The organism is Azospira sp. MPR-LB4, from assembly GCF_058809525.1.
Map to the genome: position 1 here is coordinate 2374309 of NZ_CM179521.1, position 13755 is coordinate 2388063.

The window sequence follows — 13755 nt, forward strand, 5'->3', positions numbered from 1 at the left end:
CCCTGAGACTGGCAAACCCCTTATTTTGTTCCGGCGTTTCCATTGACTAAATAAGGGATAACTCTTATATTATTTATCTTTGTGTGCGGCGGCTGGCGACGTTGGTTCGGGTTTTGAACCGCTCCCTCCAGTTTGGAAAAACCGCGGAAAATCAATCATGTTCCGGGCAATCATTTTCCAAATCTGGGCGGTAGTAATCACGGCTGGCCTGCTTGGCATGTTCGTCGGAGGGCACGGTGCGGCCTCTGCGGCGGTGGGTGGTGGCGCTTGCCTGCTCCCCAACGCCCTGTTCGCCCTGCGCCTGGCTGTAGCGGCGCGGCGCCCGGGTGGTCCCGGCGTAGCGGGCTTCTTCCTCGGCGAATTCGTCAAGGTTGCCGCCACCATCGGAATTCTGGCTGTTGCTGCCAAGGTTTATCCCGAGATGCATTGGCCCTCCATGCTGCTCGGCCTGGTAGTGACGCTGCAGGCGAGTTTTTTGGCTTTTTGGAAGAAATCCTGAAATGGAAAACGCTCACGAGGCAGTCGCGGAACACGCCGCCAACGCCCCCACCGCTGGCGAGTACATCGTCCACCACCTGACCCACTTCAATTCCACCGGTCACGCCCAGTCCGCCGTTATTGACTTCTCCGTCATCAACGTCGACACCGTGGTTTTCTCCATCCTTATGGGGATCCTCGGTCTGTTCGTCATGTGGCGTGTCGCCAAGAGCGTTACCTCCGGCGTTCCCGGTCGCATGCAGGCCGCCGTGGAAATCGTCCTGGAAATGGTGAACAACCAGGCCAAGGGCATCGTGCATAGCGAAGAGTCCCGCAAGTTCGTGGCTCCCCTGGCTCTGACCGTGTTCATCTGGATCTTCCTGATGAACTCCATGGACTTCCTGCCCGTCGATCTGCTGCCCAGCCTCTGGCAAGCCGCTTCCGGCGACCACCACGCCTTCCTGCGCGTGGTTCCCACCGCCGACCTGAACGGCACCCTGGGCATGTCCATCGGCGTGCTGCTGGTCTGCATCTGGTACAACATCAAGATCAAGGGTCTGGGTGGCTGGGTGCACGAGCTCTTCACTGCTCCCTTCGGCAGCCATCCCCTGCTCTACCCGATCAACTTCGCCATGCAGATGATCGAGTTCCTGGCCAAGACCGTGTCCCACGGCATGCGGTTGTTCGGCAACATGTACGCCGGCGAACTGGTGTTCATGCTGATCGCCCTGATGGGTGCTGCCTGGGCCGGTACCGCCACCGGTGCGTTCCTCTGGGTCGGCGGCGTCATCGCCGGTTCCGTGTGGGCCATCTTCCATATCCTGATCGTTGCCCTGCAGGCCTTCATCTTCATGATGCTGACCCTGGTGTACATCGGTCAGGCCCACGAGAGCCACTAATCTCGTAACGGTTTCCCGTTTTACCTTTTCAACTTACTACCTCTACTTTTGCAAGGAGCAAACATGGAACACATCCTCGGTTTCGTCGCACTGGCCGCCGGTCTGATCATCGGTCTGGGTGCTATTGGCGCCTGTATCGGTATCGGCATCATGGGCTCCAAGTACCTGGAAGCCTCCGCTCGCCAGCCCGAACTGATGAACGAACTGCAAACCAAGATGTTCCTGCTGGCTGGTCTGATCGACGCCGCCTTCCTGATTGGCGTTGGTATCGCCATGATGTTCGCCTTCGCCAACCCGTTCGTTCTCAAGTAATTCGCGCCTCGAACAACTTTTTTTAAAGGGTTAGAGCCGTGAATCTGAACGCAACTCTGGTCGCCCAGCTCGTTGTGTTCTTCATTTTGGCGTGGTTCACGATGAAATTCGTGTGGCCGCCCATCGTGAAGGCGCTCGACGAGCGAGCGAAAAAAATCTCTGACGGTCTTGCTGCCGCCGATCGTGGCAAGCACGACCTCGAGCTCGCGACCAAGCGCTCGGCGGAAGCCCTGCGCGAAGGCAAGGAAAAGGCCTCCGAACTGATCGCCGGCGCTGACAAGCGCGCCGCCCAGATCATCGACGAAGCCAAGTCCCAGGCGAAGGTTGAAGCTGACCGTATCGTCGCCGCTGCCAAGGCCGAGATCGAACAGGAAGTGGTGCGTGCCAAGGAAGGTTTGCGTGAGCGCGTGGCTGAGCTGGCCGTTGTCGGTGCAGAGAAGATCCTGCGCCGCGAAATCGACGCCAAGGCCCACGCTGACATCCTGAGCACGATCAAACAGGATCTGTAACGCTTATGGCTGAATCCGTCACCATCGCTCGTCCCTACGCGGAAGCAGTTTTCCGCCTGGCGCGCGACGGAAAGGCCCTGGCTCAGTGGTCGGACACCCTGAAGCTGCTGGCTGTCATTGCACAGGACCCCGAAATGGTCCAGTGCATTGGCAACCCGAAGCTTTCGGCCGATCAGCTGACCCAGCTTTTCGTCTCGCTCAGCGGCGAGGCTGCCAAGAATGCCGACGTGACCGGTTTTATCCGGGTTCTCGCGGCAAACGAGCGCCTCTCCCTGCTGCCGCAAGTCCAGGAAATCTACGAGCAGCTCAAGAGTGCCGAAGAGGGCATCAAGGAAGCCGTTGTTTACAGCGCCTTCCCCCTCGATGACGCGCAAGTGAAAAATCTGTTGGGCCAACTTGAAACCCATTTCAGCTCCAAGCTCCAGCCCCGCGTGGTGGTGGATGCAGCGCTGATCGGTGGTATCAAAGTGGCGGTGGGTGACCAGGTCCTCGACGCTTCCGTACGCGGCAAGCTCGAAGCGATGGCTACGGCGCTCAAGAACTAGGAGAAATTCATGCAGTTGAATCCGTCCGAGATCAGCGAACTGATCAAGAGCAAGATTCAAAACCTGCAGGTGGGCGCCGAGACCCGCACGCAGGGTACCGTTGTCTCGGTGACCGACGGCATCTGCCGCGTTCACGGCCTGCAGGATGTAATGCAAGGCGAAATGCTGGAATTCCCCGGCAACACCTTCGGTATGGCCCTGAACCTGGAGCGTGACTCCGTGGGCGCCGTGGTGCTGGGTGAATACGAGCACATTTCCGAAGGTGACACCGTCAAGTGCACCGGTCGCATTCTGGAAGTGCCCGTTGGTCCCGAACTGATCGGCCGCGTGGTTAACGCCCTGGGCCAGCCTATCGACGGCAAGGGCCCCCTGGGCAACAAGCTGACCGACAAGATCGAGAAGGTCGCCCCCGGCGTGATCTGGCGGAAGTCCGTGTCCCAGCCCGTGCAGTCCGGTATCAAGGCTATCGATTCCATGGTTCCCGTCGGCCGCGGCCAGCGCGAACTGATCATCGGTGACCGTCAGACCGGTAAGACCGCTGTGGCCGTTGATGCGATCATCGCCCAGAAGGGTCAGAACATGAAGTGTATCTACGTGGCGGTGGGCCAGAAGGCTTCCACCATCGCCAACGTGGTACGCAAGCTGGAAGAACACGGTGCCATGGAATACACCATCGTGGTGGCCGCTTCCGCTTCTGACTCCGCTGCGCTGCAGTTCATCGCTCCCTACGCCGGCTGCACCATGGGCGAATACTTCCGCGACCGCGGTGAAGACGCCCTGATCATTTATGACGATCTGACCAAGCAAGCCTGGGCCTATCGCCAGATCTCCCTGCTGCTGCGTCGTCCTCCCGGCCGTGAAGCTTACCCCGGTGACGTGTTCTACCTGCACTCCCGTCTGCTGGAACGCGCAGCCCGTGTTTCCGAAGAATGGGTGGAAAAGCTGACCAACGGCGAAGTCAAGGGCAAGACCGGTTCTCTGACCGCTCTCCCCGTGATCGAAACCCAGGCTGGTGACGTGTCCGCCTTCGTGCCGACCAACGTGATCTCCATTACCGACGGTCAGATCTTCCTGGAAACCGACCTGTTCAACGCCGGTGTCCGTCCCGCTATCAACGCCGGTATCTCCGTGTCCCGCGTCGGTGGTGCTGCCCAGACCAAGCTGATCAAGAAGCTGTCCGGCGGTATCCGTACCGACCTGGCCCAGTATCGCGAACTGGCCGCTTTCGCCCAGTTTGCTTCCGATCTGGACGAAGCTACCCGCAAGCAGCTGGAGCGTGGCCGCCGTACCGTGGAAGTGCTGAAGCAGGGCCAATACACCCCGCTGAGCATTGCCGACCAGGCCGTGACTCTGTACGCCATCACCAAGGGCTACGCTGATGACATCGACGTGAAGCGCGTTCTCGAATTCGAGAAGGGCCTGCACGGCTACGTTCGTCAAAAGTACGCCGATCTGGTGACCAAGATGGAAACGTCCAAGGACCTGGATGCTGACGGCGAAAAGCAACTCGTCGAAGCGATCAAGGAATTCAAGGCCGCTTGGGTTTAATCCGTCCAGGAGAGCGTAATGGCTAGCGGCAAGGAAATCCGCAACAAGATCAAGAGCGTGGAAAACACGCGCAAGATCACCAAGGCCATGGAGATGGTGGCCGCGTCGAAGATGCGCAAGGCGCAGGAACGTATGCGTCAGGCGCGTCCTTATGGCGAGAAGATCCGCCGCGTGGCCGCCCACCTCTCTCATGCGCTGACCGAGTACAAGCATCCGTTCCTGGTGAAGCGTGATCCGATCAAGAAGGCCGGCATCATCGTCGTGACCTCCGACAAGGGCCTGTGCGGCGCGTTGAACTCCAACGTGCTGCGCAACGTCCTGAACCAGATGAAGGACCTGGAAAGCCAGGGCATCGCCATCCAGGCGACCGCCATCGGCAACAAGGGTCTGGGCTTCCTGCAGCGTTCCGGCGCCAGCGTCGTTTCCCAGGTCACCGGCCTGGGCGATACGCCCCACCTGGAACGCCTGATCGGGCCCGTCAAGGTTCAGCTCGATGCCTACATCAACGGTGAGATCGACCAGTTGTTCATCGCCTACACCCGCTTCGTGAACACCATGAAGCAGGAGCCGGTTATCGAGCAGCTGCTGCCCCTGTCCGGTGAGGTCGTGGGCTCCGAGTCCGCCCGTTGGGACTACGTCTACGAGCCCGACGCCAAGTCCGTGATCGACGACCTGCTGGTCCGCTATGTCGAAGCGCTGATCTATCAGTCAGTGGCTGAAAGCATGGCTTCCGAGCAGAGCGCCCGGATGGTGGCCATGAAGTCGGCTTCCGACAACGCCAAGAATGTGATCGGCGAACTGAAACTGGTCTACAACAAGACCCGTCAGGCAGCGATTACCAAGGAATTGTCCGAAATCGTCAGCGGCGCAGCGGCGGTCTAACTGGTTTCTATAGTTTGAGGGATTCAAAATGAGTCAAGGTATGATCGTTCAGTGCATCGGCGCTGTGGTGGACATCCAGTTCCCCCGCGAAGCCATGCCCAAGGTCTATGACGCCCTGATGCTCGATGTGGCCGAAGAGCACGCCAACATCGAAAAGGGTCTGACCTTCGAAGTTCAGCAACAGCTGGGTGACGGCATTGTCCGTACCATCGCCCTGGGTTCTTCCGACGGCCTGCGCCGCGGTATGAAAGTGAACAACACCGGCAAGCCCATTTCCGTGCCCGTGGGCCACGGTACCCTGGGTCGCATCATGGACGTGCTGGGTCGCCCCATCGACGAAGCCGGCCCCATCGCTTCCGACGAAACGCGCGCCATTCACCAGAAGGCTCCCGCTTTCGACGAGCTGTCCCCCTCCGTGGAACTGCTCGAAACCGGCATCAAGGTGATCGACCTGATCTGCCCGTTCGCCAAGGGCGGCAAGGTGGGTCTGTTCGGTGGCGCCGGCGTGGGCAAGACCGTGAACATGATGGAGCTGATCAACAACATCGCCAAACAGCACTCCGGTCTGTCCGTGTTTGCTGGCGTGGGTGAGCGTACCCGTGAAGGTAACGACTTCTACCACGAGATGAAGGACTCCAACGTGCTGGACAAGGTGGCCATGGTGTTCGGTCAGATGAACGAGCCCCCCGGCAACCGTCTGCGCGTGGCGCTGACCGGCCTGACCATGGCCGAGCGTTTCCGTGACGAAGGCCGTGACATCCTGTTCTTCGTGGACAACATCTACCGCTACACCCTGGCCGGTACCGAAGTGTCCGCTCTGCTGGGCCGTATGCCGTCCGCCGTGGGCTACCAGCCCACCCTGGCCGACGAAATGGGCCGCCTGCAGGAACGGATCACCTCCACCAAGGTGGGTTCCATCACCTCCATCCAGGCCGTGTATGTGCCTGCCGATGACTTGACCGACCCGTCCCCCGCCACCACCTTCCTCCACCTGGACTCCACCGTCGTGCTGTCCCGGGACATCGCTGCGCTGGGTATCTACCCCGCCGTGGATCCCCTGGACTCCACCTCCCGCCAGCTGGATCCCCAGATCGTGGGCGAAGAGCACTACAACGTGGCCCGCGGCGTGCAGATGACCCTGCAGCGCTACAAGGAACTGCGCGACATCATCGCCATTCTGGGTATGGACGAACTGGCTCCCGAAGACAAGCTGGCCGTGGCCCGCGCTCGTAAGATCCAGCGCTTCCTGTCCCAGCCCTTCCACGTGGCCGAAGTGTTCACCGGCTCTCCCGGCAAGTACGTGCCGCTGAAGGAAACGATCAAGGGCTTCAAGATGATCGTGGCCGGCGAGTGCGACAACCTGCCGGAACAGGCCTTCTACATGGTCGGCTCCATCGAAGAGGCCTTCGAAAAGGCGAAGACCCTCCAGTAATCAACCGGTAAGCCGCATCCCGTCCGGGGTGCGGCCATCCTGAGGGGAACCCCTATCATGGCATTGAGAGTACATGTAGACGTGGTCAGCGCCGAAGAGTCCATCTTCTCCGGCGAAGCTGAATACGTGGTGCTCCCGGGCGAAGCCGGCGAACTCGGCATCTACCCGCGGCACACCCCGCTGCTGACCCGTATCAAGCCCGGTACCGTGCGTATCAAGGTGCCGGATGCCGAGTTCGAGATGATCTACGTCTCCGGCGGCATGCTGGAAGTTCAGCCCACCATCGTGACCGTGCTGGCCGATACCGCTATCCGCGGTGGCGACCTGGACGAGGCGAAGGCGCTGGAAGCCAAGAAGGCAGCGGAAGAAGCCCTGCAGAACCGCTCTGCCGAAATGGACTACGCCAAGGCCGAAGCCGAACTGGCTGAAGCCGTGGCCCAGCTGGCAACCATCGAGCAGCTGAAGAAGCGCAAGCACTAAGCAGCTGATCGTCGCAGCACAAAAAAGGCAGCCTCCGGGCTGCCTTTTCTTTTGTGTGTTTGGGAAGTTCTGGCTGGATTGAGTCAGCCCTGCAGACGCTCCAGGCGGGCGGCCAGGGCATCGGCCTCCGTTGCAGCGGCGGAAACGGCCTGCTGATGGCCCTGCCATTCGCGGCGCCGGATGGGGCCGCCGGCGCCCTGCTCGTGTCTGAAATATTCGGCAAAGTTGGCGTTGAGGCGGCTCCAGGCCTCCTTTTGCCAATTGAAGAGGCTGGCACCCAGGCCCGCCAGGCGCCGGGCCGGAATGTCGCCCAGCAGGCGCGCCAGGTCTTCTTCCGCATCCCAGCGCAGGTTGCGGAAGACAAAGCCCAGGGCTTCGGCGAAATCGGCCGTGCCTTCCAGACGGGCAGCTGCCAAGGCTTCCTGGGGGTGGCCGAAGAAGCGAAGTGGGGCGTGTTCCGGCAGGCTGATGAGGACGTCGGGAGCGGCCAGGGGGCCGCCATGCAGGGTGCCGTCCTCGGCCACGGTCAGGTCCAGGCTGAACCAGGGCGGCAGGGAAATCCTGGCGCCGCGGCCGGCGAAGGGCCGCAGGCGCTGGCGCGCCCACGGCTCCCGGCCCAGCAGGTGATTGAGCCCGGCGAGGAAGGGACGGTCCAGCATGGGGTTCAGGACAGTTGCTGAATGCCGGCGACCATCCAGCCCCGGCTGCCGTCGGTGGGCTTGACCAGGTGCCAGACTTCGTCGAAGGGCGCCGGTGCCGCGTCCTTCTCTTCCCGCAGCAGGCCGTTGAAACGGACACTGGCGATGTGGCGGCCGGTCTCGCTGACCACCTCCAGCAGGCTGGCGTTGAGCTGCACCACATCGGTCTGCTGGGCCTTGCCGCCCCGCTCGCTCAGTTGCAGCTGCACTTCGGCGAACATCTCGGGGGCCAGGAACTCCCGCATGTCGTCCAGGTTGCCCTGGTCGTTGGCGGCCTGGAGGCGGACGAAGTTGAGCTTGGCCACCCGCAGGAAACCTTCGCTGTCGAAATCGGCAGGAATGTTGACTGCGGCGGCCGGCGCAGCCTCAGCGGCCGGGACGGCAGCGTTGCCGCCACCCACGGGCGTCACTTCCGGCAGGGGAGCCATGGAGGGACCGCCGACCCCGGCATACTGCAGGGGTTCGGAGCGCGGCGCCGCTGCAGCCGGGCGGCGGAAAATGAGGCGGAAAACGAACACGGCAGCCATGGCCAGCAGGGCGATCATGAGGAAGTTGGCCATGCCTTCGCCGAAGCCGAAGTGGGAAGCCAGGGCGGCCAGGCCGATGCCGGCGGCCAGGCCGGCGATGGGACCGAGCCAGCTGCGCTTGGGCGCAGCCTGGGGTGCCGGCGCACCGGCGGTGGCAGGCTGGGCCTGCTGGGCCGGAGCGGCGTTCTGCTTGGGGGCCGTGGTGCCGCTGGGGGCGGTGTTGTGCTGGGGCGTGACGCTGCGCTGCATGCCGCTGCTGCGGCCGCCGCCGAGGCGGGCGGCATCGGCATCGGGGGCGACCAGGGCCAGGCCCAGAACCAGGGTGCACAGGGCGATCAAGGGCTTCTTCACTGATGTCTCTCCTCGTTGTTGGTATGGGTACGCTTAGTACTTGTAACCGCGGTGCAGGGCGACCACGCCCATGGTCAGGTTGAAGTATTCGACCTTTTCCAGGCCCACCTGTTCCATGATGCCCTTGAGGGTTTCCTGATCCGGATGCACGCGGATGGATTCGGACAGGTAGCGATAGCTGTCCGGGTCCTTGACGATCAGCTGGCCCAGGCGGGGGATGACCTGGAAGGAGTAGAAGTCGTAGAAGGGCGCCAGGGGCTTCCACACCTGGGAGAACTCCAGCACCAGCAGGCGGCCGCCCGGCTTCAGGACCCGGCGCATCTCGGCCAGGGCCTTGTCCTTGTGGGTCATGTTGCGCAGGCCGAAGGCCACCGTGACCACGTCGAAATAGTCGTCGGGGAAGGGCAGCTTCTCCGCATCGCACTGGGCCACGGGGACGACGAAGCCCTTGTCGCAGAGGCGGTCCCGGCCCCGGGTCAGCATGGCGTTGTTGATGTCGGTGAGCCACACCTGGCCGCTCTTGCCGGCCTTCTTGGCAAAGGCCAGGGACAGGTCGCCGGTGCCTCCGGCCACGTCCAGCACCCGGCTGCCTTCGCGCACGCCGCTCTGGGCGATGGTGAAGGCCTTCCACAGGCGGTGCAGGCCGCCGGACATGAGGTCGTTCATCAGGTCGTAGCGCTGGGCCACGGAAGAGAAGACGTCGGCCACCTTCTGGGCCTTTTCGGCCTCGTCGACCTGTTGATAGCCGAAATGAGTTTTGTCGCCCATGATGGGAATCCGTTTAGCTAAGCGTTGAAATGGGGAAAGGTCAGTGCTTGCCGCAACCGCCCTGGGGGCGGGGCGGCGGCGGGGGCAGGTCGGCCGGGTCCCGGGAGAGGCCGGCGGCGGCGAGCTTTGCCAGGTACTCCTGCCACAGGGCGTCCCGGTTGAGGCCCAGTTCGTAGAGGTAGTCCCAGGAGTAGAGGCCGCTGTCGTGGCCGTCGGAAAAGACCAGCTTGATGGCGTAGTTGCCGACCGGCTCCACGCGCTCGATCTCCACCGCCTGCTTGCCGGCCTGCAGCCGTTCCTGGCCGGGGCCGTGGCCCCGCACCTCGGCGGAGGGGGAGAGCACTCGCAGGAACTCGTAGGCGAGTTCAAAGCGCTGTCCGTCGGCGAAGCTGATTTCCAGCAGTTGGGATTTCTGGTGCAGCTTGATTTCGGTGGGAATGGGAGTTTCCCGATTGAGCCCGGCCATGGCCGCAAATCCTGCAAAAAAGACGCGCTATCATAGCGCAGATGGGGCCTGGCCGGGACGTCGGGCCCGTGCCGGACGATCCGTTCCGGCTGTCATCAATTTGTCACCTGGCTGCAATAGACTTTTCTGCAAAGCTTAACGGACAACCAACCCAATGCCAGCCAACATCCTTGTCGTCGAAGACGAACCCTCGATCCAGGAACTGATCGCCGCCAATCTGCAGCATGCCGGGCACCAGGTGCTGCGGGCCTACGATGCCGAAGAGGCGGAGCGCAAGGTGCGCGAGGTGCTGCCCGACGTGGTCCTGCTGGATTGGATGCTGCCCGGCATGTCCGGTGTGCAGTTCGCCCGCAAGCTGCGGGCCGACGAGCGGACCAAGGACGTGCCCATCATCATGCTCACCGCCCGGGGCGAGGAGCACGACAAGATCGCCGGCCTCGAAGCCGGGGCCGACGACTACGTCACCAAACCCTTCTCCCCCCGGGAGCTGCAGGCCCGCATCAAGGCAGTGCTGCGCCGGCGGGCGCCCCAGATGACCGAGGACCCGGTGGATATCGAAGGCCTGCGCCTGGATCCCATCACCCACCGGGTGCTGGGCAACGGCAGCCCGGTGGACCTGGGGCCGACGGAGTTCCGCCTGCTGCACTTCTTCATGACCCACCCGGAGCGGGTCCACAGCCGGGCCCAGCTGCTGGACCAGGTGTGGGGCGATCATGTGTTCGTCGAGGAGCGCACCGTGGATGTGCACATCCGCCGCCTGCGCTCCGCCCTGGAGCCCACCGGCCACGAACGCCTGATCCAGACCGTGCGCGGCAGCGGATACCGTTTCTCCACCCAGGCCGGTTAAACTGCCGCCCTGACCACTTCTTCCTGATCGGTCTGTCCTCATGGTCAAAGCCGTCTGGCTGCGCGCCTTCTTCTTCCTCTTCCTGCTTTGTGCCGTCACCGGTCCCGTCTGGATCTTCGTCGGCCGCCAGCAGGCCTGGGAAACCTTCTGCGGCGGCCTGCTGCTCTACCTGCTGTACCACCTGTGGTTCCTTTCCAAGCTCATGCGCTGGCTGCGCGGGCCCCTGGACGCCCGGGTGCCCGCCGGCTGGGGCATCTGGGAAGTGGCCTTCGCCGGCCTGCACCGCCGGGTGCGCATCCGCCTGGAGCAGCAGCACTCCCTGGCCCGGGCCCTGGAGCGCTTCCGCCTGGCCGGCGAGGCCCTGCCCGACGGGGTGGTGGTCTTCAACCGGCACCGCCAGATCGACGGCCTCAATGCCCAGGCCGCCGCCCACTTCAATCTCAACCCGGCCACCGACCGGGGCCAGCCGGTCACCAACCTGATCCGCCAGCCGGAGATGGTGAGCTACCTCAGCGCCGGCCAGTTCGACGAGCCCCTGCTGCTGCAGAACGACCTGCACAAGGGCCAGACCTTGCAGATCCAGGTGATCCCCTATGGCGACGACCAGAACCTGCTCATCAGCCGGGACATCAGCCAGCTGGAGCGCCTGGAAAACATGCGCCGGGATTTCGTCGCCAACGTCTCCCACGAACTGAAGACGCCCCTGACCGTGGTCAGCGGCTTCGTCGAGATGCTGGTGGATGATTTCGACGCCTATCCCCGGGAAGACGCCCTGCACTACCTGCGCCTGGTGCAGGAGCAGTCGGGACGCATGCAGCACCTGATCGACGACCTGCTGACCCTCTCCGCCCTGGAGACCGGCAGCCTGACCCCCCTGGACGAACGGGTGGAAGTGCCGGCCCTGCTGGCCTCCATTCAGCAGGAAGCCCAGGCTCTCTCCGCCGGGCGGCACCAGATCAGCCTGGTGTGCGACGGCCCTCCGGTGCTGCTGGGCTGTGCCAACGAACTGCGCAGCGCCTTCGGCAACCTGGCGTCCAACGCCGTGCGCTACACGCCGGATGGCGGCCGGGTGGAACTGATCTGGCAGCGCACCGCCGACGGCGCCGCCTTCACCGTGGCCGACAGCGGCATCGGCATCGCGCCCCAGCACATTCCCCGGCTCACCGAGCGCTTCTACCGGGTGGACCGCAGCCGCTCCCGGGAGACCGGCGGCACCGGCCTCGGTCTGGCCATCGTCAAGCACGTGCTGACACGGCACCAGGGCCGTCTCGAAGTGGAGAGCGAGGCCGGCAAGGGCAGCCGCTTCTCCGCCTGCTTCCCGGCCCTGCGCATTCCCGACTGAGGCGCCGGCAATCGCCCTAGCCGCAGACGCTGAAGCTGACCCGCTCGAAATCGGCGCCGCCTTGCAGCAGCTCTTCCAGCTGCACCAGCCAGGTGCCGTCACTGTGGATTTCCACCTGGCGCCGGGCTCCGTACCAGCCCAGGGGCAGGATCAGGGAAGCCCCTTGTTCCAGGCTTGGGACCGGCGGCAGCAGAAAGGCCCGCACATAGGGCTCCGAGGGCGAATGGTCGGCGCCATGGTGGCGCACCGCCACTGCCTGGGGCCGGCCCGCCACCAGGCTGATGCCGGCCACCAGTCCGCCGGCCTCGGCGCCGTCCCGCTCCTGCATGACCCAATTGGCCTGGCCGAGCATGAACTGCTCCGCCGCCTCACCGGCCACCCCCACCAACTGCCCCTGCTGTAGCCGCTGGCCGGCGCCGTCCCGGCGCAGGCGGTAGCCGGCGGCCGACTCGTTGGCCACGCTCCAGGTATCGGCAGCGAAAGCCAGGCGGGCCGAGGCGACCGCCAGGGGCTGGCTCGGGTCCACCTGGTGGCGGAAGATGAAGAGGCTGTCGAACTCCTGGCGGGAATAGACCCGCACATTGTCGGGCTGCACGAACTCCCGGCCGGCGACAAAGTAGTGCAGGGCTTCCCAGCCGACGCAAAGACGCAGCCGGCCCTTGCCCGGGTGGCGCCGGAAGCGGCGCAGGGCGGGGGTCTGGGACCATGGGCGAAAAAGCAGGGCGAGCAGGTGGACGCACTGGCTGGCGCTGCAGCCTTCGCCCAGGCCGGCGTCCACCGGTGAGAGCCGGGCCTTGAGGCCCTGGTGGGCCTGGCGCAGGCGCAGGGTCAGGCGCGAAGTGTCGAGGCGGCGCAGGGTCGGTGCGTCCGCCGTCGCGTCATGGGGCTGGAGGCCGCCGTCCCGAAGCAGATCAACGACGAAGCGGGGCGCGCCATCGCCCGCTGCCAGGGCGTCGATCCCCACCAGGGGCGCCCATAGCCGGGCCCAGCGCCAGGCCAGTTCCAGCTGGCGCTGGGAAAGGCTGTAGGGGCCGGCCAGTTCCAGCAGCAGGGCGGCGTTGTAGATGGCGGCGCAATGGCCCTGGCCGTGTTCCGGCATCTCGGGATCGGCTACTGGCAGGGTGGCCACGCCCCATTCCTCGGCGCTGCCGAAATAGCCATGGAGCTCGAGCCACAGGCCTGCGTCCAGTTCGCGCCGGGCCCGGTAGTGCTCGACCATGACCAGGGCGGTGTAGTGCAGGCAGCGGTGCAGGATCAGGGCCAGCCGCTCCGGCGTGTCCTGGCCTGGCTCCAGCCCCTGGGCGACCCGGGCGTAGGCCTGGGCCATGCGTCGCCAGGCGGCCGTGACCGCGACGAAGGTCGTTTCTTCCTGGTCCGCCAGGGGCAGGGGGCGGTTGAGGTAGCGTCTGGCCAGCTCCTCCTGGGCGAAGGCGAGGGGCGTGCGGGCCTGCTCCAGGAGCTGCAGGGCGGCCAGGGGCGCCGGCGGGGCAGTCAGCAGGCTGTGCTGGAAGCGGACCAGGCCGTCATGCAGGAGGGGCGGGTCTGCCAGGGGCAGCCGCGCCAGGAAGGCCGCCCCGCTTGGCAGATCGGGGAAGGCCAGGGCGACGCCGGCAGCGTTTGGGTTGCCCATGACCTAGCCCTCCCGCCCGGACCGGCCGACGATGCCGGCTGG

General features: G+C 64.3%; 16 protein-coding genes. 11 read left to right on the forward strand and 5 right to left on the reverse strand.

From position 1 onward, the window contains the following. Positions 1 to 157 precede the first annotated feature (157 nt). The 9 genes from AC3QLZ_RS11190 to AC3QLZ_RS11230 all read left to right on the forward strand — a co-directional run bounded on the left by AC3QLZ_RS11190 (position 158) and on the right by AC3QLZ_RS11230 (position 7084). Positions 158 to 499, forward strand: a complete 342-nt coding sequence (locus tag AC3QLZ_RS11190) for an ATP synthase subunit I (protein ID WP_043797713.1) — start codon at positions 158 to 160, stop codon at positions 497 to 499. Between the two features lies 1 nt (position 500). Further along, a complete protein-coding gene (gene atpB / locus AC3QLZ_RS11195; RefSeq protein ID WP_014235958.1) occupies positions 501 to 1376 on the forward strand; it encodes a F0F1 ATP synthase subunit A in 876 nt (291 codons plus the stop codon). A gap of 63 nt (positions 1377 to 1439) precedes the next feature. Next, positions 1440 to 1688 (forward strand): F0F1 ATP synthase subunit C, encoded by a 249-nt coding sequence (gene atpE / locus AC3QLZ_RS11200; protein ID WP_014235959.1) that lies wholly within the window; start codon positions 1440 to 1442, stop codon positions 1686 to 1688. A 38-nt stretch (positions 1689 to 1726) separates the two neighbouring features. Beyond that, entirely contained in the window at positions 1727 to 2197 is a 471-nt protein-coding gene (locus AC3QLZ_RS11205; RefSeq protein ID WP_014235960.1) for a F0F1 ATP synthase subunit B, read from the forward strand. A 5-nt stretch (positions 2198 to 2202) separates the two neighbouring features. Then, positions 2203 to 2742, forward strand: coding sequence for a F0F1 ATP synthase subunit delta (locus AC3QLZ_RS11210; RefSeq protein WP_014235961.1), 540 nt, complete (start codon positions 2203 to 2205; stop codon positions 2740 to 2742). 9 nt (positions 2743 to 2751) lie between these two features. Beyond that, on the forward strand, positions 2752 to 4290 hold the full coding sequence (gene atpA, locus AC3QLZ_RS11215; protein WP_014235962.1) for a F0F1 ATP synthase subunit alpha: 1539 nt from the start codon (positions 2752 to 2754) through the stop codon (positions 4288 to 4290). Between the two features lie 18 nt (positions 4291 to 4308). Beyond that, entirely contained in the window at positions 4309 to 5172 is an 864-nt protein-coding gene (gene atpG, locus AC3QLZ_RS11220; protein ID WP_014235963.1) for a F0F1 ATP synthase subunit gamma, read from the forward strand. A 28-nt stretch (positions 5173 to 5200) separates the two neighbouring features. Beyond that, positions 5201 to 6604, forward strand: coding sequence for a F0F1 ATP synthase subunit beta (gene atpD, locus AC3QLZ_RS11225; protein WP_014235964.1), 1404 nt, complete (start codon positions 5201 to 5203; stop codon positions 6602 to 6604). A gap of 57 nt (positions 6605 to 6661) precedes the next feature. Further along, entirely contained in the window at positions 6662 to 7084 is a 423-nt protein-coding gene (locus tag AC3QLZ_RS11230; protein ID WP_014235965.1) for a F0F1 ATP synthase subunit epsilon, read from the forward strand. Positions 7085 to 7167: 83 nt separating this feature from the next. On the opposite strand, the gene AC3QLZ_RS11235 is transcribed toward AC3QLZ_RS11230, so the two are convergent. Genes AC3QLZ_RS11235 through AC3QLZ_RS11250 form a run of 4 tightly spaced genes read right to left on the reverse strand, consistent with a single transcriptional unit; the run spans position 7168 to position 9894 of the window. Continuing rightward, a complete protein-coding gene (locus AC3QLZ_RS11235) occupies positions 7168 to 7743 on the reverse strand; it encodes a ubiquinone biosynthesis accessory factor UbiJ (protein WP_014235966.1) in 576 nt (191 codons plus the stop codon). A gap of 5 nt (positions 7744 to 7748) precedes the next feature. Next, positions 7749 to 8660, reverse strand: a complete 912-nt coding sequence (locus AC3QLZ_RS11240; protein ID WP_014235967.1) for a Tim44 domain-containing protein — start codon at positions 8658 to 8660, stop codon at positions 7749 to 7751. A gap of 33 nt (positions 8661 to 8693) precedes the next feature. Next, complete coding sequence (gene ubiE / locus AC3QLZ_RS11245) at positions 8694 to 9428, reverse strand: bifunctional demethylmenaquinone methyltransferase/2-methoxy-6-polyprenyl-1,4-benzoquinol methylase UbiE (protein WP_014235968.1); 735 nt, start codon at positions 9426 to 9428, stop codon at positions 8694 to 8696. 40 nt (positions 9429 to 9468) lie between these two features. Then, entirely contained in the window at positions 9469 to 9894 is a 426-nt protein-coding gene (locus AC3QLZ_RS11250; protein WP_014235969.1) for a gamma-butyrobetaine hydroxylase family protein, read from the reverse strand. Positions 9895 to 10048: 154 nt separating this feature from the next. Here AC3QLZ_RS11250 and phoB point away from each other — a divergent pair, with 154 nt between their 5' ends. Then, entirely contained in the window at positions 10049 to 10741 is a 693-nt protein-coding gene (gene phoB / locus AC3QLZ_RS11255) for a phosphate regulon transcriptional regulator PhoB (protein ID WP_014235970.1), read from the forward strand. Positions 10742 to 10781: 40 nt separating this feature from the next. Next, complete coding sequence (gene phoR, locus AC3QLZ_RS11260; protein WP_014235971.1) at positions 10782 to 12083, forward strand: phosphate regulon sensor histidine kinase PhoR; 1302 nt, start codon at positions 10782 to 10784, stop codon at positions 12081 to 12083. Positions 12084 to 12099: 16 nt separating this feature from the next. On the opposite strand, the gene AC3QLZ_RS11265 is transcribed toward phoR, so the two are convergent. Next, the gene (locus tag AC3QLZ_RS11265) at positions 12100 to 13713 is read right to left on the reverse strand and encodes a cyclic-di-GMP receptor FimW-related protein (protein ID WP_014235972.1); all 1614 of its coding nucleotides are present in this window, start codon (positions 13711 to 13713) and stop codon (positions 12100 to 12102) included. Between the last annotated feature and the right edge of the window lie 42 nt (positions 13714 to 13755).

Excerpts from the sequence above, each read along its gene's own strand:
- AC3QLZ_RS11190 (WP_043797713.1), top strand. The coding sequence starts at position 158 with ATGTTCCGGGCAATCATTTTCCAAATCTGGGCGGTAGTAATCACGGCT.
- atpB (WP_014235958.1), top strand. The coding sequence starts at position 501 with ATGGAAAACGCTCACGAGGCAGTCGCGGAACACGCCGCCAACGCCCCC.
- atpE (WP_014235959.1), top strand. The coding sequence starts at position 1,440 with ATGGAACACATCCTCGGTTTCGTCGCACTGGCCGCCGGTCTGATCATC.
- AC3QLZ_RS11210 (WP_014235961.1), top strand. The coding sequence starts at position 2,203 with ATGGCTGAATCCGTCACCATCGCTCGTCCCTACGCGGAAGCAGTTTTC.
- atpA (WP_014235962.1), top strand. The coding sequence starts at position 2,752 with ATGCAGTTGAATCCGTCCGAGATCAGCGAACTGATCAAGAGCAAGATT.
- atpG (WP_014235963.1), top strand. The coding sequence starts at position 4,309 with ATGGCTAGCGGCAAGGAAATCCGCAACAAGATCAAGAGCGTGGAAAAC.
- atpD (WP_014235964.1), top strand. The coding sequence starts at position 5,201 with ATGAGTCAAGGTATGATCGTTCAGTGCATCGGCGCTGTGGTGGACATC.
- AC3QLZ_RS11230 (WP_014235965.1), top strand. The coding sequence starts at position 6,662 with ATGGCATTGAGAGTACATGTAGACGTGGTCAGCGCCGAAGAGTCCATC.
- AC3QLZ_RS11235 (WP_014235966.1), bottom strand. The coding sequence starts at position 7,743 with ATGCTGGACCGTCCCTTCCTCGCCGGGCTCAATCACCTGCTGGGCCGG.
- ubiE (WP_014235968.1), bottom strand. The coding sequence starts at position 9,428 with ATGGGCGACAAAACTCATTTCGGCTATCAACAGGTCGACGAGGCCGAA.
- AC3QLZ_RS11250 (WP_014235969.1), bottom strand. The coding sequence starts at position 9,894 with ATGGCCGGGCTCAATCGGGAAACTCCCATTCCCACCGAAATCAAGCTG.
- phoB (WP_014235970.1), top strand. The coding sequence starts at position 10,049 with ATGCCAGCCAACATCCTTGTCGTCGAAGACGAACCCTCGATCCAGGAA.
- phoR (WP_014235971.1), top strand. The coding sequence starts at position 10,782 with ATGGTCAAAGCCGTCTGGCTGCGCGCCTTCTTCTTCCTCTTCCTGCTT.
- AC3QLZ_RS11265 (WP_014235972.1), bottom strand. The coding sequence starts at position 13,713 with ATGGGCAACCCAAACGCTGCCGGCGTCGCCCTGGCCTTCCCCGATCTG.